Origin of the sequence: Bradyrhizobium sp. Tv2a-2, assembly GCF_000472425.1 — a bacterium.
GTDB lineage: Bacteria > Pseudomonadota > Alphaproteobacteria > Rhizobiales > Xanthobacteraceae > Bradyrhizobium.
In genome coordinates this window covers 213,998-235,395 of sequence record NZ_AXAI01000003.1, presented here as the reverse complement: position 1 = coordinate 235,395, position 21,398 = coordinate 213,998, and the positions used below count along the sequence as shown (strand labels likewise).

The following is a 21,398-nucleotide window of genomic DNA, read 5'->3' as shown; positions in this document are numbered from 1 at the left end:
TCCTTAGGTCACCGCCATTTTCTGCAGGTCGACCAGCCGCGCAACGCCTTTGCGGGCGAGCGCCATCAGCGCCAGGAATTCATCCTGCGTGAACGGCGTTTTTTCCGCGGTGCCCTGCACCTCGATGATGCGGCCGTCGCCGGTCATGACAAAATTGGCGTCGGTCTCGGCTTCGGAATCCTCGGCGTAATCGAGATCGAGCACCGGTGTGCCATTGAAAATCCCGCAGGAGATCGCGGCGACATTGTCGCGCAGCACGGTCCCCTTCACCATGTTGCGCGCCTTCATCCAGCCAAGGCAGTCGGCCAGCGCGACCCAGGCGCCGGTGATGGACGCCGTGCGCGTGCCGCCATCGGCCTGCAGCACGTCGCAATCGACGGTGATCTGGCGCTCGCCGAGCGCCTCGAGATCCACGGTCGCGCGCAAGGAGCGGCCGATCAGGCGCTGGATCTCCACGGTGCGTCCGCTCTGCTTTCCGGCGGCGGCTTCGCGCCGGGTCCGCTCCAGGGTGGCGCGCGGCAGCATGCCATATTCGGCCGTGACCCAGCCGCGGCCCTGGCCCTTGAGCCAGGGCGGCAGGCGGTCTTCCAATGTCGCCGTCACCAGCACATGGGTATCGCCGAATTTCACCAGGCAGGAGCCCTCGGCATATTTGACCACGCCGCGTTCCAGGCTGACGGCGCGTAGTTCGTCCGGGGCACGGCGGCTCGGCCGCATGGGAATCCTCCGAAAATTCGGCAAAGAAAATAAGGCTGGCGCAGCTTGTAGGTGGGGGACGGCGGGGCGGCAAGCCCCCATGGGGGCGATCTCCGGCTTGTCAGGGGGGCCGCGGAGGGACAAATTATAGGCGTTGGAAGGAGTAGCGATTGGCCCACCACGATCCGATCCACCTGATGACGCCACCTGCCGGGCTTGCCCAGCTCAACGAGCGTTCGCGGGAGATTTTTCGCCAGATCGTCGAAAGCTACCTTGCGACCGGCGAGCCCGTCGGTTCGCGCAATATTTCGCGCCTGATCGCGGTTCCGCTGTCGCCGGCCTCGGTCCGAAATGTCATGGCCGACCTGGAACAACTTGGGTTGATCTATGCCCCGCATACCTCGGCCGGCCGGCTGCCGACGGAACTCGGTTTGCGATTCTTCGTCGATGCCCTGATGCAGATCGGCGACCTCACCGCCGACGAGCGGCAGACCATTCAGAGCCAGCTCGCTTCCGTCGGGCGCGCCCAATCGGTGGAGGCCGCGTTAGGCGAGGCGCTCACGCGGCTGTCTGGATTGACGCGGGCGGCCGCGGTGGTGCTGACCCCGAAATCCAATGCGCGGCTGAAACATATCGAGTTCGTGCGGCTGGAGCCCGAGCGCGCGCTGGTGATCCTGGTCGGCGAGGACGGCCAGGTCGAGAACAGGGTGCTGACCCTGCCACCCGGCGTGCCCTCCTCCGCGTTGATGGAGGCCTCCAATTTCCTCAATGCACGGATACGCGGTCGCACGCTGGCCGAAGCCCGGCTCGAGCTTGAGACTGCGCTGACGCAGGGACGCGCCGAGCTCGATCAATTGACCCAGAAAGTGATCGCGGCGGGGCTTGCCAGCTGGTCCGGCGGCGACAACGAGGACCGCCAGCTGATCGTGCGGGGCCACGCCAATCTGCTGGAAGATCTGCATGCGCTTGATGATCTCGAGCGGGTGCGGCTGCTGTTCGATGATCTCGAGACCAAACGTGGCGTCGTCGACCTGTTGGGCCGCGCGGAACAGGCCGAGGGCGTGCGGATTTTCATTGGCTCGGAGAACAAATTGTTCTCGCTGTCGGGTTCCTCGACCATCATCGCGCCCTATCGCGATGCCGCCGGCCACATTGTCGGCGTTCTCGGCGTGATCGGCCCGACAAGGCTCAATTATGCGCGGGTCATTCCGACCGTGGACTATGCCGCCCGCATCGTGAGCCGGATTCTGGGCGGCTGATTGCGAGCCCTTTGCCCGTTCACGGGCGCTTGATTTTCGCCGCCTAAAGCACGATATCCCGCGCAAGCGAAGAACATGAACTGAGCGATTTCTCGAAAAGGCCGTCAATGTCCGATTCCGAGCCGAAGAACGATCCGGCGAACCCCAGCGAGCCCGTGATGTCAAAGCCCTACATCATGCCCGACGACCCCGAGCCGGCATCGGCGGAGGCGCTGGCGCGGGAAGCGGCCGACGCGCGTGACAAGATGCTGCGCACGCTGGCCGAGATGGAGAACCTGCGCAAGCGCACCGCGAAAGAGGTGCAGGATGCGCGGACCTACGGCGTCACCGGCTTTGCGCGCGACGTGCTCGACATCGCCGACAATCTGCAGCGCGCCCTGGATGCGGTGCCGGCGGAGGCCCGCGCCAACGCCGATCCGGGCCTGAAATCGCTGATCGAAGGCGTCGAGCTCACCGAACGCTCGCTGCACAACACGCTGGAGAAATATGGCGTGAAGCGCCTCGATCCGTCGGGCAACAGGTTCGATCCGAACTTCCACCAGGCAATGTATGAAGTGCCCGACGCCTCAGTGCCGGCAGGTACCGTGGTGCAGGTGGTGCAGGCCGGCTACACTATCGGCGATCGCGTGCTGCGGCCGGCGCTGGTCGGCGTCTCCAAAGGTGGCGTGAAGGCAGCTCCTGCGGCCGCCAACGGCAACGAGCCAAGCGCGGCCTGAGGGCCGCGCTATCTCTCAGCTCGTTATCCCTTAGCTGTTGATGCCTTAAAGCGCGATGAGATTTGGTTGAATCGTCGTCGCGCTTTAGGTCTTTGGTCGAGCATGATCTTTTCGGAAAACCGCTTCACACTTTTCCGGACCATGCCTTAGCTTTTGGGCTCGATGCCGTCGCGTACGGCGCGGAAGCGTGGAAACGCCGCCGACCACTGGTCGCGCGGCGCGCTGCCGACGATCCGCATTGAGGTCGCCCCGCCAAAGCGGATCCATTGCACCACGGTGACCTGGGTGTTGTCCTTGCCGCTGGTTGCATTGATCCGCGTTTCATAGCCGGGCATGCCGCCGATCCGGATCGGCTCGGCCATCGTGATGTGCGCGTCGCGGACACCAGGGATATTGGTCGCGGCCTGCTGGGCGAAGCGGGCGCGGTCATTGGCCTCCGGCGGCGTGGCGCCGATGATCCCGATGATCATGAATGGGGCCGGCTCAAAGCCGGTCTTCTCGTCGGCATCGGCGAGAATGACGGCAGCACCGGGCGCCAGCGTGCGTACGTTCTTGAAGCTCGCGAGGTCGTTGAGCTTGAAGGGCAGCATGCCCAGTTGCTCGCTGATCGGCACCTCCTTGCGCAGGGTCGCGGAGGCGAACATCTGCCGGATGGCATCGTCAGTGTAGATCTTGCTGGTATCTTCCGGGACCTGCACGGCGACATAGCCGGAAAAGGTGCCGGCCGACAGGATCATCGAATAGCGTCGGACATTGGTCGCGCCCTCTTTGGCGTTCTCGACGGTGTAATAGGCAGGGCCCGCGGCGGTCTCAAGGCTCTCCGGCTTGACGCCGCTCACGCCGGCGGGATTGGTGAATGCGTTCTTCACCTCGTTGTAGGCGTCCGCCGGAAGCTCGGTCACCAGCACCTTCACGCTGTGGTCCTCGGTTTCGAAGCCGGGGAAGGTCTTTGCGACGGAGAGGCCGACCAGCGGGGTCAACCCGACCCTTACTCCCTGTGGAAATACGGTGTCCGCGGCAAAAGCTGGCTTGAGCGCGGCAACGAGCAGGACGACGGCGGTCAGGAGTCTGGCAGGCTTCATGAAGAACCTATTTCGGTTGTATTAAGGCCGTTCCATGGTCGGCGAATGCGGCCCGTTGACGCGCAGTCGCTTGACGGACGGTCGCCCGACGGGTCTTGGGATGCGCCCTCGGTCCCGTCGCTTTTAGCGGGTTTGACCTGCCGGCAACAGGGTCCGGGGAACGCTTCCGCTGACGCCCGACCGGACCCGCCACGGCGCGGTTTGCGCCCGCCATTCCTTGACAAGCGGCCGGGCTGGGCCGCATCGGTCGACACTATCTTTCAATTGCACGGCTTTTTCCGGCGCCGGGATTGCCGTTCGGTCCTTGCGGCCCGATGGCCCCCTCCTATATGAGGCTCACCGTCGCAATATCGCGAGTTTTTGATCTAGAGGGGGTTCGGACCGGGCGCCGTCAGGGCCCTGCCAACCTGCCGCAAAAGGAAGGATGTGAGGACCATGGGAAAGGTCATTGGGATCGATCTCGGCACCACCAATTCGTGCGTCGCCGTCATGGATGGCAAGAACGCCAAAGTTATCGAGAACGCCGAAGGCATGCGGACGACACCGTCGATCGTCGCTGTCACTGATGATGGCGAACGTCTCGTCGGCCAGCCGGCCAAGCGCCAGGCAGTCACCAATCCCGAGCGCACCTTCTTCGCGGTGAAGCGGCTGATCGGCCGCCGCTACGACGACCCGATGGTCGAGAAGGACAAGAAGCTCGTCCCCTATAATATCGTCAAGGCGTCCAACGGCGATGCCTGGGTCGAGGCCGACGGCAAGACCTATTCGCCCTCGCAGATCTCCGCCTTCATCCTGCAGAAGATGAAGGAGACCGCGGAAGCTCATCTCGGGCAGAAGGTCGATCAAGCGGTCATCACCGTTCCCGCTTATTTCAACGACGCCCAGCGCCAGGCGACCAAGGATGCCGGCAAGATCGCGGGCCTTGAGGTGCTGCGCATCATCAACGAGCCGACCGCGGCTGCGCTGGCCTATGGCCTCGACAAAACCAAGTCCGGCACCATCGCGGTGTATGACCTCGGCGGCGGCACTTTCGATATCTCCATCCTCGAAATCGGCGATGGCGTGTTCGAGGTGAAGTCGACCAATGGCGACACCTTCTTGGGTGGCGAAGACTTCGACATGCGCCTGGTCAACTATCTGGCCGATGAGTTCCAGAAGGAACAGGGCATCAACCTGCGCAACGACAAGCTCGCGCTGCAGCGCCTGAAAGAGGCGGCCGAGAAGGCGAAGATCGAGCTGTCCTCGACCACGCAGACCGAGATCAACCTGCCCTTCATCACGGCCGACCAGTCGGGTCCGAAGCATCTGACGATGAAGCTGACCCGTGCCAAGTTCGAGGCGCTGGTCGACGACCTCATCCAGAAGACCATCGAGCCCTGCCGCAAGGCGCTCAAGGATGCCGGCGTCACCGCCGGCGAGATCGGTGAAGTGGTGCTGGTTGGCGGCATGATCCGCATGCCCAAGGTCCAGGAAGTCGTGAAGCAGCTGTTCGGCAAGGAGCCGCACAAGGGCGTCAATCCGGACGAGGTCGTCGCCATCGGTGCTGCGATCCAGGCTGGCGTGCTGCAGGGCGACGTCAAGGACGTGCTGCTGCTCGACGTGACCCCGCTGTCGCTGGGCATCGAGACGCTGGGCGGCGTGTTCACCCGCATCATCGACCGCAACACCACGATCCCGACCAAGAAGAGCCAGGTGTTCTCGACCGCCGAGGACAACCAGAATGCGGTGACCATCCGCGTCTTCCAGGGCGAGCGTGAAATGGCGGCCGACAACAAGATGCTCGGCCAGTTCGACCTGATGGGCATTCCGCCCGCCCCGCGTGGCATGCCGCAGATCGAGGTGACCTTCGACATCGACGCCAACGGCATCGTCAACGTCTCGGCCAAGGACAAGGCCACCGGCAAGGAGCAGCAGATCCGCATTCAGGCCTCCGGCGGCCTGTCGGAAGCCGACATCGACAAGATGGTCAAGGAAGCCGAAGTCAATGCCGCGGCCGACAAGAAGCGCCGCGAGGCGGTCGACGCCAAGAACCATGCCGATGCGCTGGTGCATTCCACCGAGAAGGCGCTTGCCGAGCATGGCTCGAAGATCGCCGAGACCGAGCGCCGCGCCATTGAGGACGCTGTCAGCGACCTCAAGGAAGCGCTGAAGGGCGACGACGCCGAGGCGATCAAGGCCAAGACCAACACGCTGGCGCAGGCCTCGATGAAGCTTGGCGAGGCCATGTACAAGCAGCAGGCCGAAGGCGATGCCGCCAAGGCTGCTGAGCACGACGATGTGGTCGACGCGGAGTTCACCGAGGTCGACGACGACAAGAAGAAGTCCGCTTAAAGGGCGCGGGCATTGATCATGACCCTCATACCAAAGAGCGCCGTCAGCGTCTCGATGGATGAGGGTCATTGTTCATTAAGCCGGAGGCTGCATGATTCTTGCAGTTCTTACGGGATGAAGATGAAGTTTGGGCGGGTCTGACGGATGTCTACCAAGCGCTGCTACTACGAAACCCTTGAAGTCGAGCGCAACGCGGACGATACCAAGCTCAAGTCGGCCTTTCGCAAGCTGGCGATGAAGTGGCATCCGGACCGCAATCCCGGCGATGCCCAGAGCGAGGTCAGATTCAAGGAAATCAACGAGGCCTACGAGGTCCTCAAGGACAGCGACAAGCGCGCCGCCTATGACCGCTTTGGCCATGCCGCCTTCGAGCAAGGCGGCATGGGCAACGGCCACGGCTTCGGTGCCGGCTTTGCCTCTTCCTTCTCCGATATTTTCGAAGACCTGTTCGGCATGGCCGGCCAGCGCCGCAGCGGCGGCCGCGAGCGCGGCGCCGACCTGCGCTACAATATGGAAATCACGCTCGAGGAGGCCTACCTCGGCAAAACGGCGCAGATCGAGATTCCGGTCTCGGTAACCTGCGAATCCTGCTCGGGCATCGGCGCCAAGGCCGGCAGCAAGCCGAAGACCTGCTCGATGTGCGGCGGCGCCGGCCGGGTTCGCCAGGCCCAGGGCTTCTTCACGCTCGAGCGCACCTGCCCGGGCTGCCAGGGGCGCGGCCAGATGATCGAGGACGCCTGCTCGTCCTGTTCGGGCTCGGGCCGGGTAGCGCGCGAACGGACGCTGTCGGTCAACATTCCCCAGGGCGTCGAAGATGGCACGCGGATCAGGCTCGCCGGCGAGGGCGAGGCCGGCGTGCGCGGCGGTCCGCCCGGCGACCTCTACATTTTCCTGTCGCTGGCGGGACACCCGTTCTTCCAGCGCGATGGCGCCGACCTGCATTGCCGGGTGCCGATCTCGATGGTTACGGCGGCGCTCGGCGGTGAGTTCGAGGTGCCGACCATCGACAAGGGCAAGACCAAGGTGAAGATCCCTGCGGGCACGCAGTCCGCACGCCGCTTCCGCATTGCGTCCAAGGGCATGCCGGTGCTGCGTTCGCGGCAGATGGGCGACATGTATGTCCAGGTCATGGTCGAGACGCCGCAGAACCTCACCAAGCGGCAGCAGGAACTGCTCGCCGAGTTCGAGAAATTGTCGTCGGGCACGACCCAGCCCGAGGCCACAGGCTTCTTCGCCAAGGTCAAGGACTTCTTCGGCAAATCCGCCGCCAACTAGCCGTTCTGCGTGCGAGTTGGCAGCCATGCGCGGAATGTCGTTTTATGCCGCGCTGTGACCACGGCCGAAACTTAAGACAATCCAGGGTGTTATCGCCAAGCCTCAGCGGTGTCGGCCGGTTGCCGCTGTCGCGGTGCGGCTTGACCGCCCCGTCGCCTGCCTATACGTCTTTGTGACTGTTTTCTGACATCCACCGCGCAAAACGCGGTCCCGTCTGGTTAGTGACATGCCCTCGCAATCGTCCGTGCGTACGCTGAAAAAACCTCGGCTTGACGACGAGGTTCGTTTTCTCCGTTCATGGATTGAGAAGCCGCTCCACGTCGGCGCCGTGATGCCGTCGGGCCGCCCTCTGGCCCGCACAATGGCGCAATATGTCGATCGCCATGCCACAGGTCCGGTGATCGAGCTTGGCCCCGGCACCGGCGCGATCACCAGCGCCCTGGTCGAGCACGGCATCGACCAGAAGCGGCTGGTGCTGGTCGAATATAATCCGGGCTTCTGTGCGTTGTTGCGCGACCGCTATCCGCAGGCGAAGGTGGTGCAGGGCGATGCCTATCGCCTGCGCGATACGCTCTGGAACGTGCTGGGCGCGCCCGCGACTGCCATCGTCTCCTCGCTGCCGCTGGTGACGAAACCGATGCTGACCAGGCTGCGCCTGATCCGCGATGCCTTCGCAACGCTGGCGCCGGGTGCCCCGTTCGTGCAGTACACTTATTCGGTGGTCCCGCCGATTCCGAAATCGTTGCCCGGCGTCTCCACCGAGGCCTCCGAGCGAATCTGGATGAATCTTCCACCCGCCCGCGTGTGGGTGTATCGCAAGGACTAACCCGCGCCCGCCGCATTTGTCGGGTGCATCAACCCGGAATGCGTTTTTCCAGAGATGGCCGCGCCGAAGATCCTGATCATACCCGGCTCGCTGCGCAGCGGCTCGCACAATGCGAAGCTGGCGGCGCAGGCCGCCTATGAGTTTGCGCTCGCCGGTGTCGAGGTGACCCGGCTGTCACTCGCCGATTTTGCGTTGCCGATCTATGACGGTGACCTGCAGGCCAAATCCGGGGTGCCGAAGAACGCGCTCAATATCAAGCGCATGATGGCGGCCCATCACGGCATCCTGCTTGTAACGCCCGAATACAATGCCTCCGTCCCGGCTCTGCTGAAGAATATGCTCGATTGGGTCAGCCGGGTGCAGGATCCCCATGAGACGCGTGGCCAGGTGTTCCGCCAGCGTCCCTTTGCGATCGCGGCCGCCTCGGAGAACCGGCTCGGCGGAACACGGGCGCTGGCTGCCTTGCGATTGATCCTCGCCTCGCTGCAGGCCCATGTGATCCCGAGTCAGCTCTCGCTTTCCTTTGCGCACCAGGCCTATGACGATATGGACAAGCTGAAGAATCCGGCCGATAGCGAGGCGCTGCAAGCGCTGGTCCGGCAGTTGATCGACGTCTCCCGACGCATGATGTGAGGTGAGCATGCCTGCAACCGACATCCCTCCCCGCGACCGGCTGATCGTGGCGCTCGATGTGGCCAGCGTGGAGGCAGCGGAGGCCCTGGTGATGCGCCTCGGCGATAGCGTTACCTTCTACAAGATCGGCTACCAGCTCGCCTTTGCCGGCGGCTTGCCGCTCGTGCGCAAGCTCGCCGACAAGGGCAAGAAGGTCTTCCTCGATCTCAAGCTGCACGACATCGGCAACACGGTCGCGCGCGGCGTCGAGAATATCGCCAAGTCAGGCGCTACCTTTCTCACCGTGCATGCCTATCCGCAGACCATGCAGGCAGCAGTCGAAGCGCGTGGTCCGAACCTGAAGATTCTCGCGGTGACGGTGCTCACCTCCTACAACGAAGACGATGTGAAGGCTGCGGGCTATCGGCTCGGCGTCGCTGATCTGGTCGCGCAGCGCGCGCGCCAGGCCGACGAGCTTGGCGTCGACGGCCTGGTCTGCTCGGCCGAGGAAGCGGCCAACTTGCGCAAGATCGTAGCGAAGCGGCTGTGCCTGGTCACGCCGGGCATCCGACCCGCCGGTTCGGCAAGCGGAGACCAGAAACGCATCATGACGCCGGCGCGTGCGGTCGCCGCGGGCGCGGACTATCTTGTTGTCGGCCGCCCGGTCGTCGAGGCGGCTGATCCCAAGGCGGCCGCGGACGCAATCGTGGCCGAAATCATGCCGGTACTGGTGAGCTAGCAAGAAGGAAGAACAAGCATGGCAAAAGGCTATTGGATCGGGCGCGTCGACGTTCACAACGAGGATGGCTACAAGGCTTACGCGGCGGCCAATCCAGCGATCTTCAACAAGTTCGGTGCGCGCTATGTCGTGCGAGGCGGCAAGTTCACCGGCGTGGAAGGCCAAAGCCGTTCGCGCAATGTCGTGATCGAATTCCCGGACTATGAGACCGCGCTGGCCTGCTACAACTCCCCGGAATATCAGGCGAACATCAAGGTGCGGCAGCCGCATTCGATTGCCGACCTCATCATCATCGAAGGTTTCGACGGCCCGCAGCCCTGAGCCCAATTGGGGTCGGTTGCTGGAACGCTTTCCCCCGGTTACAAGGGCAGCCGGAAAGGTATTGCCATGGCCGACATGCGTTTGATCGTAGCTGGAGCCGGTGGCCGCATGGGCCGCGCGCTGACGCGTGTCATTGCGGAAACCCCGGGTGCGGCGCTCGCGGGCGCGCTCGAAGCGCCCGGCTCGGAACTCCTGGGCCAGGATGCCGGCGTGCTGGCGGGTCTCCCAGCCAATGGTGTCAAGGTGTCCGCCGACCTGTGGTCGCTGTCGGCTGAGGCCGACGGCATTCTCGATTTTACCGTGCCGCGCGCCACTATCGCCAATGTCGCGATCGCTGCCGAACGCGGCCTCGTTCATGTCATCGGCACCACCGGCCTGTCGGTCTCGGACGATGCGGTGATCAGGAGCGTCACCTCGCGCGCCGTGGTGGTGAGGTCGGGCAATATGAGCCTTGGCGTCAATCTCCTGGCTGCGCTGGTCAAGCGCGTTGCGCAGTCGCTCGATCCCTCCTTCGACATCGAAATCCTGGAGATGCACCACAAGGGCAAGATCGACGCGCCCTCGGGCACCGCTTTGATGCTGGGCGAAGCGGCCGCCGCGGGCCGCAGCATTGCGCTCGAGGAGCATTCGGCGCGCGGCCGCGACGGCGTCACCGGTGTCAGGCGAGCCGGCGATATCGGCTTTGCCTCACTTCGAGGCGGCACTGCGGCCGGCGATCACAGCGTGATCTTCGCCGGTCCTTCCGAGCGGCTCACGCTAGCGCATCATGCCGAGGACCGCATGATCTTCGCCCATGGTGCCTTGAAAGCGGCGCTGTGGGCGCATGGCAAGAAACCCGGGCTCTACTCCATGGCTGACGTCCTGGGCCTGGGCGACATCTAAAGCATGATCCGGAAAAGTGTGTAGCGGTTTTCCGAAGAGATCATGCTCAATCAAAGACCTAAAGCGCGATGACGATTCAACCAAATCTCATCGCGCTTTAGACAACGCAAAACTGGAAATCGAAACACATGAGCGATCGACTTCTTGTGCTGGTGCGCCACGGCCAGAGCGAATGGAATCTGAAGAACCTGTTCACAGGCTGGAAGGATCCCGATCTCACCGAGCTCGGCGTGAAAGAAGCAAACGACGCGGGCCGCAAGCTGAAGCAGAAGGGCCTGCAGTTCGACGTCGCCTTCACGTCCGTCTTGACCCGCGCACAGCACACGCTCGATCTGATCCTTGACCAACTTGGCCAGACCGGACTGCCGACCGAGAGGAACCTCGCGTTGAACGAGCGCGACTATGGCGATCTCTCCGGCCTCAACAAGGATGACGCCCGCAAGAAGTGGGGCGAGGACCAGGTCCTGATCTGGCGCCGTTCCTACGACGTGTCGCCGCCCGGCGGCGAAAGCCTGAAGGATACGCTGGCGCGCGCCCTGCCCTATTATGTTCAGGAGATACTGCCCTGTGTGCTGCGCGGCCAGCGCACGCTGGTCGCCGCCCACGGCAATTCGCTGCGCGCGCTGATCATGGTGCTGGAGAAGCTCTCGCCTGAGGGCATCCTGAAGCGCGAGCTCGCGACCGGCGTGCCCATCATCTATCACCTCAACGCCGATTCCACCGTCGCCTCGAAGCTCGACCTCGCGGCGTGAGCGCCGGGCTCGACATCGCCGTCCTCGCGGCGCCTGTCGCCGACAGCGCTCTCGACGAGCTCGCGTCGGTCCTGGTCGATTGCGTCGCGGGCGGCGCCAGCGTCAGCTTCATGGCGCCGTTCTCGCATCACGACGGGCTGAAATTCTTTCGCAAGGTGTCGGCGTCCGTTGCCGACGGCGATACGGTGCTGCTGGCGGCAAGGCTCGACGGCCGCATCATCGGTACGGTGCAGCTCGGGCTCGATACGCCGCCCAACCAGCCGCACCGCGCCGACGTGAAGAAAATGCTGGTGCACCGTTCCGCGCGTCGCAGCGGCGTCGGCGCGGCCCTGATGACGGCTGTCGAGGACGAAGCACGACAGCGCGGTCGCTGGTTGTTGGTGCTCGACACCGTGCCTGGCGAAAACGGCTACCGCCTCTACAAGCGCGCCGGCTGGACCGAGAGCGGCATCATCCCGAACTACGCCCTGTTTCCCGACGGCCGCCTCTGCAACACCGCAATGTTCTGGAAGCGGCTGGATCAGTAGTTTTTTGCGTAGTTATTCTGACGCCATGCGAAGCACCGAGCCCGGAATCTCGAGATTTCGGGTCCGCGCTCACGCGCGCCCTGACCACGCAATCCCCTACTGCATCCCGATCCGTCCCGCTTCCCAGCCGAGCATCGCCTGCTTGCGGGTGACGCCCCAATGATAGCCGGTGAGCTTGCCGTCCTTGCCGAGCGCGCGGTGGCACGGCACCACGAATGAGACCGGGTTCTTGCCGACGGCCGCGCCGACAGCACGCGAGGCCTTTGGTGATTTGATCTTGTTGGCGATGTCGGAATAGGACACCGCGCGGCCCATCGGAATCTTGAGCAGCGTCTCCCACACCCGCACCTCGAAATCGGTCCCGATCAAGACCACCCGCAGCGGCTGGTCCGCGCGCCATAGTTTGGGATCGAAGATGCGTTGCGCGACCGGCGCGGTGCCGAGATAGTCCTCGACATAGGTCGAGTTCGGCCAGCGGCTGGTCATGTCGGCCAGCGCCGACTGCTCCTCGCCGCCATCGGCGAAGGCGAGCCCGGCAAGCCCGCGGGGGGTCGTCATCACGATCGCCATGCCGAACGGCGAGGGATGGAAGCCGTAACGCAGCGTCATGCCTGCGCCGCCATTCTTCCATTCGCCGGGTGACATCGCCTCATGGGTGATGAAGAGATCATGCAGCCGTCCCGGTCCTGAAAGCCCGGAGTCGAGCGCGGCATCGAGCACGCTGGCCGAGCCGCGCAACAGGCCCTTGGCGTGGTCCAGTGTCAGCGCCTGCATGAAGCCCTTGGGCGTGATCCCCGCCCAGCGGCGGAACAAATGATGCAGTTCGTCAGGGGTGACGCTTGCCGAATCGGCCATGGCTTCAATGGTCGGCTGGTTGCGCCAGTGCTCGGAGATGAAGGCGATCGCCCGCCGCACCGAATCGTAATCGCGAAGGGCGGCGCTCTGCGGGCCCGGCTTGGCGAGGCGTTGGTCATGGATGGCGAGTGTCATCATGCTCTCGGATGTAGGCCGGCCAGCTTGGTCAAACCACCCGATTTCTGATGAACTCACACCACCGGGTTATAGGTGAGGCCGCGTCGGGCGGCGCTCAGCGCGGCCGTCAAAGCCTTGGAAAAGCTTGCCTTTTCCCCCGGGCTCAAGAAGCTTCCGATTGCCACCCGCTTACCCCTGGAGGACAGGTAGAGCCGTTCCACGCCATATTCGTCATCCGCCTCCTGATCGAGCCGGACCCAGAGCGGATTGAAGACCCATTCCACGACATGGCCGCGGTGGCTCACCCGGCGCAACCGCAGCACTGAGGCGGTCACCGAGATCTGCTCGCTGGCCAAGGCGCGGCGGAAATTGACCCGGAAGGCGAAATAGATCGCCAGCACGTCGAGCCCGAGAAAGCCGAACACCGGCCAGGCGCCCATCAGCAGAAAAGCGATTCCGGTGGCGAAGCTGACCACGCTCAAGAACACCATCACCATTATAAAACCGGTCCGGTTGAGCGACCGGTGCGGCGTCAACAGCGCCGCAAACAATTCGGGTTCGGCCGTGTCAGGATCAAAGTCATTGCCTGTGCTCATGGCCTGTCAGTATATCCGCTTCATGGCAAAAATCATCCGTGCACAACGCGCCAAGGCAACGCGTGTTCAGTCTGTGCCGAAAAAATCGGCAAAGAAGGTCAAGCCGACCAAGGTCAAGACTGGCAAGGGCGCGGCCGGGCCGAAGCGCGCTGCCAAGACATCCCTTAGGGCACCCAAACCTTGGACTCCCGCCGAAATCCGTGAGGCCTTTGAGCGGTTTCGCAAGGCCAATCCGGAGCCAAAAGGGGAACTGGAGCATCTCAATCCCTACACGCTGCTGGTCGCGGTGGTGCTGTCCGCGCAGGCAACCGACGCCGGCGTCAACAAGGCGACGCGCGCGCTGTTTGCGGTGGCCGACACGCCGCAAAAGATGCTCGCGCTCGGCGAGGAGCGCGTGCGCGACTACATCAAGACCATCGGCCTCTATCGCAACAAGGCGAAGAACGTCATCGCGCTTTCGCAGAAGCTGATCGACGAGTTCAGCGGCGAGGTGCCGCGCACGCGGCCGCAGATCGAAACGCTACCGGGCGCAGGCCGCAAGACCGCCAATGTCGTGCTCAACATGGCCTTTGGCGAACATACGATGGCCGTCGACACCCATGTCTTCCGCGTCGCCAACCGCACGGGTTTGGCGCCTGGCAACACGCCGCTCGAGGTCGAGCTCGGACTTGAGAAAGTGATCCCGGCCGAGTTCATGCTGCATGCGCATCACTGGCTGATCCTGCACGGCCGTTACACCTGCCTTGCGCGCAAGCCACGTTGCGAGCTCTGCCTCATCAACGATCTCTGTCGCTGGCCGGAAAAGACGGTTTGAACCGGCGACGCCTGATGACGCGGTGTCACCGCGAAGCGACCATATCGCCGCCCCCATTCAACTTATAGTGACGGTATCTGCGCGAGGGCGCCCGAGCTTCGCCGAAATATTTGCACGTCGGCGCGGTTTCTATGCCTGGGACAGTTTCGTCGGGCGGGGACAGCAATATGGACCAATCAGCGGCACTCATGTCGCTGGCGACCTCAGTGCCGCCGCATCAATTCCAGCAGACGCAGGTTCTGCAGGCCGCGCGTAGCATCCTGGCGCATCGCTGCGAGCAGTTCGAAACGCTTGCGAGCCTGTTTGCCAATACCGGCATTCGCAATCGCTACGGCGTCAAGCCGATCGAATGGTATCTCGAGCCGCGTGGCTGGCCGGAACGCACCAACGCGTTCCTCGATGGCGCGGAAACCCTGTTCGTCGACGCGGCGCGCGAGGCCATTGCGCGCGCGAACCTCGCAGCGCACGACATCGATACGGTTGTCACTGTCTGCTCGACCGGCATCGCGACGCCGACACTGGAAGCACGTCTCGCGGGCAAAATCGGATTCCGCGCCGATGTATCGCGCGTGCCGGTGTTCGGCCTCGGCTGCGCCGGCGGCGTCTCCGGCCTCGCGGTCGCGGCGCGGCTGGCCGAGTCGCGGCCGGGAACCAATGTGCTGCTGGTAGTGCTCGAGCTCTGCACGCTTGCGGTTCGCCATGACGAAGTGACCAAGGCCAACATCGTGGCCGCGAGCCTGTTCGGCGATGGCGCGGCGGCATTGGTGCTGCGGGCCGGCGACGGCGGATCGACGCGGGTCGAGGCATCGGCCGAGAGATTGTGGCCCGATACGCTCGGCATCATGGGCTGGAGTGTTGACGCGACAGGATTGGGCGTGGTGTTCCAGCGGACCATCCCCGATTTCGTCGTAGAGCACCTGGCTCCTGCCGTCGCCGAGATTCTCGCGCGCATGGATTTGTGCGAAGCCGATATCGACCGCTTTGTCTGTCATCCCGGCGGCACCAAGGTCATCAACGCGCTCGAGCGCGCGCTGTCGCTCGATCAGGGCGCGCTGGATCATGAGCGTGACGTCATTGCCGACTATGGCAACATGTCGGCGCCGACGGTTCTGTTCGTGCTGCAGCGCGCGCTTGTGCAAGGTTTGCCGCCGCGGTCATTGTTGACCGCGCTTGGTCCGGGCTTCACCGCAAGCTGCGTCGCTCTGCGGCACAGCCCGTGACTTCCGCTTCGATCATATTGGCTTTGGTCACGCTGCAACGGCTTGGCGAACTGGTGCTGTCCCGGCACAACACATCGCGGCTGCTGGAGCGGGGCGCGATCGAAGTCGGTGCGGGTCATTACCCGCTGCTTGTCGTGCTTCATGCGGCGTGGCTGATCACACTGTGGACTTTCGGCTGGGATCAGCAAGTGAACTGGCCGGCGCTCGCTGCTTTCGCGCTGCTGCAGTGCTTGCGTCTTTGGGTTCTCGCCAGCCTCGGTTCACGCTGGACCACGCGCATCATCGTGCTGCCGGGCGCGCCGCTGGTCACCGCTGGTCCCTACCGCTACCTCTCCCATCCGAATTACGTGATCGTGGCTGGCGAAATCGCGCTGCTTCCACTGGCGCTGAACTTGCCATGGCCGGCGCTGCTGTTCTCGGTGCTGAACGGCATTGCGCTCGCGGTTCGCATTCGCGCCGAGATCCGTGCGCTTGCCGCCTGCAGCGTCACGCCATGACGGAGCTCCAGAGAGGCTGCGAGGAAATGTCGACTCTCGCGCGGCCGCTGTTCGCGACACCGCGCATCTCAACCTGGGCCGGCTTTCTCCTGATGTGCCTCGGCATGTTCATGGCGATCCTGGACATCCAGGTGGTTGCGACCTCGTTGCCGACCATCCAGCGCGCGCTGAACATTTCGCCTGAGGCGATGAGCTGGATCCAGACCGCCTACCTGATCGCGGAAGTGATCGCGATCCCCCTCACCGGCCTGTTCACGCGAGCTTTGAGCCTGCGCTGGCTGTTTGCCTCGGGCGTCGGGCTGTTCACGCTGGCCTCGATCGGCTGCGCCCTGAGCGACAGCCTCACCACGCTGCTCGGCTTCCGCATCATCCAGGGCTTCTCGGGCGGCGTGCTGATTCCAGCGGTGTTTTCGGCGGTGTTCATGCTGTTTCCGCCGCGGCTTCACGCGGCCGCCACCACCATCGGCGGCGTGGTCGCCGTGCTCGCGCCGACCATCGGGCCGGTGGTCGGCGGCTTCATCACCGAAACCTGGTCGTGGCCCTGGCTGTTTCTGATCAATGTCATCCCGGGATTGATCGCGACCGCGCTGACGCCGCGCCTGTTGCCACGCCAGCCGACCAATCTTGGGGAACTGGCAAAGCTGGACCTGGTCGCGCTTGTCGTCATGGTGCTGGCGCTTGCAAGCCTCGAGATCGGGCTCAAGCAGGCGCCGCAGAGTGGCTGGCTCTCGCCGCTCTGCGCCGGGCTGCTGCTCGCGAGCGCGCTCGGCATCGCCATCTTTGTCTGGCGCAGCTTTCGCGCCGCGCACCCGATTGTGCAATTCGCGGTCATGAAGCGGCGGTCCTTTGCGATCGGCTGCGCCTTGAGCTTCTGTCTCGGCGTCGGCCTCTACGGCTCGGTCTATCTGATGCCCGTGTTCCTCTCATTCGTCCGTCGCCATGATGCGTTCGAGATCGGCACGATCATGCTGGTGACGGGGATTTCGCAACTGATCGCGGCACCGTTGGCGGCGCTGCTGGAGAGCAGGCTCGGCGCGCGCCTGCTGACCGCTGCCGGCTTCTTGCTGTTCGCGCTCGGCCTCGGGCTTTCCAGCTTGCAGCCGCGCACGGCGGATTTTGCCGAGATGTTCTGGCCGCAGGTCCTGCGCGGCGTCGCCATCATGTTCTGCCTGCTGCCGCCGACCCGCATTGCGCTCGGCTCACTGCCGGAAAAAGACGTCGCCGACGCCAGCGCCCTGTTCAATCTGATGCGCAATCTCGGCGGCGCGATCGGCATCGCGCTGATCGACACCATTCTCTACGGCCGCGTCGCTGCCTATGCCGAGGACTTTCGGATCCGCCTGCTGGCCGGCGATCTCACGGCCGCGCAGGCGATCGGGCTCGATCCGTCGCGGCTGCTCAACCGGCCGCCGGGGCCGCCGACCCCCGAGGAAATCGACTTTGTCCGCCCGATGGTCGAGAAGGCCTCGCTCGCGCTGTGTGTCGGCGAGGCCTGGGCGATGCTCGCGGGCGTCGCCGTCCTCGGTGTCCTGCTGGTGTTTTTGGCAAATGATCGCGCCAAGCAATGAACTGCGTTCACGATTGGTATGAATGAACGCCGTCGTAAGCTGCTCGCCGCGACAGGAACTTTGGCATATGGTCGTTTCCGCAATTCGGAGAGCGTAAGATTTGACTCAGCAGGACCAGACCATACCGGCCGCCCCGTCCAAACCAGCCGTGGCGCCCGCGGCGGTTCCGCCGCCGTCGGGTCTGCGAACGCAAGCCCCGATCAGCGTGCGCAGCACGCTGGCGCGGCTCGCGATTCCGCTGCTTGCGGTGATCGCAGCGCTCGCGTTTGTCGCGGTGGCGACGTTGCGCTGGGATATCTGGATCGGGAGCGCGGCGATCCAGACCACCGATGACGCCTATGTGCGCGCCGATCTGACTAGGTTGAGCAGCCGCGTCTCCGGCGAGGTGCTGAGCGTCGCCGTTGACGATTTCCAGCGCGTCAAACAAGGCCAGCTCCTGATCCAGATCGATCCGGCGGACTATGAGGCGCAGGTGACGCAGGCGGAGGCGGGCGTGCTCGGCGCGCAGGCCGCGCTCGATAATCTCGCCAACCAGATCGAGCTGCAATATGCGACCATCGCGCAGGCCGAGGCCGCGCAGGCGTCGGCAGAGGCGATCGAGATCGAGGCGCACCAGGAGCAGGTGCGCCAGCAATCGCTGTCCCAGACCGATGCCGGGACTCGGCAACGGCTGGAACAGGCGGTCGCGGCCTATTCCAAGGCGCAGGCCGATGTCCACGCCAGCCGCGCCCTCGTTGCCGCGCAAAAGCATCAGCAGGAGGTGCTGCAAGGAACCCGCAAGCAGCGCGCCGCGGACGTCGAGGCCGCGAAGGCGATGCTGCGCCTGGCCAAGCTGAAGCTCGGCTATACCAAGATCATCGCCCCGTTCGACGGCGTCGTCAGCGAGCGCCAGGTGCAGCCCGGCGACTATGTCAACATCGGCAGCAATCTCATCAATGTCGTGCCGCTGCCCAATGTCTATGTCATCGCCAATTACAAGGAAACGCAGCTGACCCATGTGCGTCCCGGCCAGCGCGTCGACATCAGGGTCGATACGTTCCGGAACCAGAAACTCACCGGCCGCGTCGAACGGATTGCGCCGGCCTCCGGCTCGCAATTCGCGCTGCTGCCGCCCGACAACGCGACCGGAAACTTCACCAAGGTGGTACAGCGCATCCCGGTTCGCATTGTCTTCGACCGGGACCAGAAGCTGCTCGACCAGCTCCTGCCGGGCATGTCGGTGGAAACCCGCATTCACACCACCGACGACGACGTCGATGGCGGAAAGTAGCGGCAATCGCGGGCCGGTCTCGCGCGGCGGCGTTGCGCGTTATCCGATTTTTGCTGTCGGCGCGGTGCTGCTCGGCGCCTTTCTCGCCAATTTCGACACCAGGCTGACTTCGGTCGGGCTGCCGGACCTGCGCGGCGGCTTCTCGCTCGGCTTTGACGAAGGCGCGTGGTTCTCGACTGCGGCGATCGGCTCGCAGATCTTCATCGCGCCGTCGGTGGCGTGGCTGGCGACCGCGTTCGGCCTGCGCTGGGTGCTCGGCTTTGCGAGCCTGCTCTATTCAGTGGTATCGCTCGTGATCCCGCTGGTTCATCAATATCCGGTACTGATCACGCTCAGTGTCGTCCACGGCATGTTGCTCGGCACCTTCGTGCCTGCGACCTTGATGATCATTTTCCGTAACTTGCCGATCCGCTGGTGGCTGCCGGCGATCTCGATTTACGCCATCCGTGTCGGCTTTGCCTTCGATACCAGCCAGTCCGCGGTTGGCTACTATGTCGAGCATCTCGGCTGGCAGTGGCTGTACTGGCAAGGCGTTTTCATCGCGCCGCTGATGGCGCTTTTCGTCTATCTCGGCACGCCAAGCGAGCCGATCAATCGTGACCTGCTCAGGAATGCGGATTGGGGCGGCATGCTGCTGCTTGGCACCTCCGTGTCCATGATCTATGCCGGGCTCGACCAGGGCAATCGGCTCGACTGGCTGGGATCCGGCACGGTGATCGCACTGCTGGCCGGCGGCGCGGTGCTGTTCGTCGTCTTCGTAATCAACGAGATGCTCGTCAAGGAGCCCTGGGCTCATGTCAACGTGCTGTTCTCGCGCAATATAGGGCTCTCGCTGCTCGGGATCGTGCTCTACACGCTGTCGGGTCTGGCCAACTCGTCGCTGGTGCCGAATTTCCTCGCGACCATCGCAGGCCTGAGGCCAGAGCAGACCGGCACGCTGCTGCTGACTTACGGCGCTCTGCCGATGATCGTGCTGGTGCCGCTGTCGATCTGGCTGCTGCGGCATTTCGATACGAGGGCCGTCGTGGTGCTGGGCTTCTCCGCTTTCGCCGCAGCCAATCTGCTCGGCACGCAGCTCACCCATGAGTGGGCGCGCGGAGATTTCGTCGTCATCGTGGTGCTGCTGTCGATCGGCCAGGCGCTGACGCTGTTGCCTGTCATCATCACGCTGCTGTCGAACTCCGATCCGAGCCGGGCCACGGCCTTCGCGGCCTATATCCAGGTCTGCCGGCTCGGCGGCTCCGAGATCGGCATTGCGCTGATGGGCACCTGGCTCCGCGTGCGCGAGCAGATCCATTCCTATTACATCGGCGTGCATGTCGAGAACGGCAGCGCGGACGTGACCGGGATGCTGAAGCAATTCTCGAATTACTTCGCGGGCTTCGACGCAGGCAGTGCGCCGGCGCGCGCGGTCGACCTGTTGGCCTCGCTGGTCCAGCGCGAAGCCAATGTGCTCGCCTATATTGACGGCTTCTGGCTGTGCTTCTGGTTTGCGATCGCGGGGCTCGTGGTCACAGCCTGTATCACCCGTGCGCCGCCCGGGCCGTTCACGCCCGAGCCGTTCAAGTTCGCCAAGATCGTACTGCGGCGCTGCGGCTTTTCGCCGTCAGCGTAACGAGGCCTCGCGCCGCCGCGCCGGCTCGATCAGCTCGGGCCGCGGCCCCGACAGCCTCTTGTGCATGTGGACCATGAAGGCCATGCCGAACAGCGGTGTCGCCAGGTTGACGACCGGGATCGAGACGAAAGCGGCGATGAAGAGTCCGGCGGTGAAGATGGTGGCGGCATTGTCGCGCCGCATCGCCTTGGCCTCCTCCGGCGAGCGGAAGCGCATGGCCGCGAGCTCGAAATATTCGCGGCCGAGAAGCCAGGCGGTCGCGATGAAGAAGCCGACGAAGCCGACGCCGGCCAGGAACACGAACGGCAGCGCGATCAAATAGACCAGGATGGTGAGAAGCGCCGTCTTGACGCCCTCGTGCATGGCGATCGCAAACGGCAGCGCCACGCCCGGACGTTCGGCCGGATAGTGCTCGCGCTCCACATGGTCGGCGATCTCATCAACAAAAAGACTCGCCACCAGCGAGGTGATCGCCGGCATCAACAGGATAGCGCCGAACACGATGCCGAGCCCGGCGGCGACCGAGACGATCCAGGCCAGCACATAGAGCGGCATGTGGGCGCCGGGGCCGATCGCCGCCTCTGCCCAGCTCTCGCCGGATGTGGCAAGCCAGCTCAAGAGACGCTGTAGTCCGACCGACAGCACCGTGATCAGCACCAAGGCGAGCCCGATCGAGCGCCACAGAATGGAACGCATCGGCGGCGACAGCATTTCCTCAAGCGCCTTGACGGCGGCCTCGATCATAATGGCTTACCTCTCGCAAAGGGTCACGCGAGAGGTAGATACGCTTTCTGGCTTCGGCAAGGTCTTGATTTTCAAGGCCGCGAC

At 64.1% G+C, this 21,398-nt stretch carries 22 protein-coding genes; 17 read left to right on the top strand and 5 right to left on the bottom strand.

The features are described 5' to 3' along the window. Positions 1-3 precede the first annotated feature (3 nt). Positions 4-717, bottom strand: coding sequence for a ribonuclease PH (gene rph, locus A3AI_RS0107290; RefSeq protein ID WP_024514951.1), 714 nt, complete (start codon positions 715-717; stop codon positions 4-6). A 149-nt stretch (positions 718-866) separates the two neighbouring features. Between rph and hrcA the strand changes: the two genes are divergently transcribed. Together hrcA and grpE are read left to right on the top strand one after the other, a co-directional pair. Then, entirely contained in the window at positions 867-1,955 is a 1,089-nt protein-coding gene (gene hrcA / locus A3AI_RS0107285) for a heat-inducible transcriptional repressor HrcA (protein WP_024514950.1), read from the top strand. A 107-nt stretch (positions 1,956-2,062) separates the two neighbouring features. Then, on the top strand, positions 2,063-2,671 hold the full coding sequence (grpE, locus tag A3AI_RS0107280) for a nucleotide exchange factor GrpE (protein WP_024514949.1): 609 nt from the start codon (positions 2,063-2,065) through the stop codon (positions 2,669-2,671). 146 nt (positions 2,672-2,817) lie between these two features. On the opposite strand, the gene A3AI_RS0107275 is transcribed toward grpE, so the two are convergent. Continuing rightward, on the bottom strand, positions 2,818-3,753 hold the full coding sequence (locus A3AI_RS0107275; RefSeq protein WP_024514948.1) for a hypothetical protein: 936 nt from the start codon (positions 3,751-3,753) through the stop codon (positions 2,818-2,820). Positions 3,754-4,188: 435 nt separating this feature from the next. Between A3AI_RS0107275 and dnaK the strand changes: the two genes are divergently transcribed. From dnaK to A3AI_RS0107230, 9 genes are all read left to right on the top strand, one after another. Beyond that, positions 4,189-6,084: a molecular chaperone DnaK gene (dnaK, locus tag A3AI_RS0107270; protein WP_024514947.1), complete on the top strand. Its 1,896-nt coding sequence runs from the start codon at positions 4,189-4,191 to the stop codon at positions 6,082-6,084. A gap of 144 nt (positions 6,085-6,228) precedes the next feature. After that, positions 6,229-7,359: a molecular chaperone DnaJ gene (gene dnaJ / locus A3AI_RS0107265; protein WP_024514946.1), complete on the top strand. Its 1,131-nt coding sequence runs from the start codon at positions 6,229-6,231 to the stop codon at positions 7,357-7,359. Positions 7,360-7,585: 226 nt separating this feature from the next. Further along, positions 7,586-8,185 carry a class I SAM-dependent methyltransferase gene (locus A3AI_RS0107260; RefSeq protein ID WP_024514945.1) on the top strand — a complete coding sequence of 200 codons (600 nt, stop codon included), beginning with the start codon at positions 7,586-7,588 and terminating at the stop codon, positions 8,183-8,185. A gap of 54 nt (positions 8,186-8,239) precedes the next feature. Next, the gene (locus A3AI_RS0107255; RefSeq protein ID WP_024514944.1) at positions 8,240-8,818 is read left to right on the top strand and encodes an NADPH-dependent FMN reductase; all 579 of its coding nucleotides are present in this window, start codon (positions 8,240-8,242) and stop codon (positions 8,816-8,818) included. Positions 8,819-8,825: 7 nt separating this feature from the next. Further along, entirely contained in the window at positions 8,826-9,536 is a 711-nt protein-coding gene (gene pyrF, locus A3AI_RS0107250) for an orotidine-5'-phosphate decarboxylase (protein ID WP_024514943.1), read from the top strand. An 18-nt stretch (positions 9,537-9,554) separates the two neighbouring features. Next, positions 9,555-9,857 carry a DUF1330 domain-containing protein gene (locus tag A3AI_RS0107245; RefSeq protein ID WP_024514942.1) on the top strand — a complete coding sequence of 101 codons (303 nt, stop codon included), beginning with the start codon at positions 9,555-9,557 and terminating at the stop codon, positions 9,855-9,857. 66 nt (positions 9,858-9,923) lie between these two features. Beyond that, complete coding sequence (gene dapB / locus A3AI_RS0107240; protein ID WP_024514941.1) at positions 9,924-10,739, top strand: 4-hydroxy-tetrahydrodipicolinate reductase; 816 nt, start codon at positions 9,924-9,926, stop codon at positions 10,737-10,739. Positions 10,740-10,867: 128 nt separating this feature from the next. Then, positions 10,868-11,491 carry a 2,3-bisphosphoglycerate-dependent phosphoglycerate mutase gene (locus A3AI_RS0107235; protein ID WP_024514940.1) on the top strand — a complete coding sequence of 208 codons (624 nt, stop codon included), beginning with the start codon at positions 10,868-10,870 and terminating at the stop codon, positions 11,489-11,491. Then, positions 11,488-12,018, top strand: a complete 531-nt coding sequence (locus A3AI_RS0107230; RefSeq protein WP_024514939.1) for a GNAT family N-acetyltransferase — start codon at positions 11,488-11,490, stop codon at positions 12,016-12,018. Before A3AI_RS0107235 ends, A3AI_RS0107230 begins: the two co-directional genes overlap by 4 nt. Positions 12,019-12,114: 96 nt before the next feature. On the opposite strand, the gene A3AI_RS0107225 is transcribed toward A3AI_RS0107230, so the two are convergent. Both A3AI_RS0107225 and A3AI_RS0107220 read right to left on the bottom strand, forming a co-directional pair. Further along, positions 12,115-13,011 carry a methylated-DNA--[protein]-cysteine S-methyltransferase gene (locus tag A3AI_RS0107225; protein WP_024514938.1) on the bottom strand — a complete coding sequence of 299 codons (897 nt, stop codon included), beginning with the start codon at positions 13,009-13,011 and terminating at the stop codon, positions 12,115-12,117. A 53-nt stretch (positions 13,012-13,064) separates the two neighbouring features. Further along, positions 13,065-13,586, bottom strand: coding sequence for a DUF2244 domain-containing protein (locus A3AI_RS0107220; protein WP_024514937.1), 522 nt, complete (start codon positions 13,584-13,586; stop codon positions 13,065-13,067). 22 nt (positions 13,587-13,608) lie between these two features. On the opposite strand from A3AI_RS0107220, the gene nth reads away from it, so the two are divergent. The 6 genes from nth to A3AI_RS0107190 all read left to right on the top strand — a co-directional run bounded on the left by nth (position 13,609) and on the right by A3AI_RS0107190 (position 20,570). Continuing rightward, entirely contained in the window at positions 13,609-14,400 is a 792-nt protein-coding gene (nth, locus tag A3AI_RS0107215) for an endonuclease III (protein WP_024514936.1), read from the top strand. A gap of 167 nt (positions 14,401-14,567) precedes the next feature. Then, positions 14,568-15,620 carry a type III polyketide synthase gene (locus A3AI_RS0107210; RefSeq protein ID WP_024514935.1) on the top strand — a complete coding sequence of 351 codons (1,053 nt, stop codon included), beginning with the start codon at positions 14,568-14,570 and terminating at the stop codon, positions 15,618-15,620. Further along, the gene (locus A3AI_RS0107205; RefSeq protein ID WP_024514934.1) at positions 15,617-16,117 is read left to right on the top strand and encodes an isoprenylcysteine carboxyl methyltransferase family protein; all 501 of its coding nucleotides are present in this window, start codon (positions 15,617-15,619) and stop codon (positions 16,115-16,117) included. Before A3AI_RS0107210 ends, A3AI_RS0107205 begins: the two co-directional genes overlap by 4 nt. A gap of 26 nt (positions 16,118-16,143) precedes the next feature. Continuing rightward, positions 16,144-17,685, top strand: coding sequence for a DHA2 family efflux MFS transporter permease subunit (locus A3AI_RS0107200; RefSeq protein WP_024514933.1), 1,542 nt, complete (start codon positions 16,144-16,146; stop codon positions 17,683-17,685). A 100-nt stretch (positions 17,686-17,785) separates the two neighbouring features. Then, entirely contained in the window at positions 17,786-18,955 is a 1,170-nt protein-coding gene (locus A3AI_RS0107195; RefSeq protein ID WP_024514932.1) for an HlyD family secretion protein, read from the top strand. Beyond that, the gene (locus A3AI_RS0107190) at positions 18,942-20,570 is read left to right on the top strand and encodes an MFS transporter (RefSeq protein WP_024514931.1); all 1,629 of its coding nucleotides are present in this window, start codon (positions 18,942-18,944) and stop codon (positions 20,568-20,570) included. Before A3AI_RS0107195 ends, A3AI_RS0107190 begins: the two co-directional genes overlap by 14 nt. Here A3AI_RS0107190 and A3AI_RS0107185 read toward each other — a convergent pair. Beyond that, positions 20,562-21,314: a sulfate transporter family protein gene (locus tag A3AI_RS0107185; protein ID WP_024514930.1), complete on the bottom strand. Its 753-nt coding sequence runs from the start codon at positions 21,312-21,314 to the stop codon at positions 20,562-20,564. The two genes, A3AI_RS0107190 and A3AI_RS0107185, sit on opposite strands and share 9 nt — an antisense overlap. Positions 21,315-21,398 lie beyond the last annotated feature (84 nt).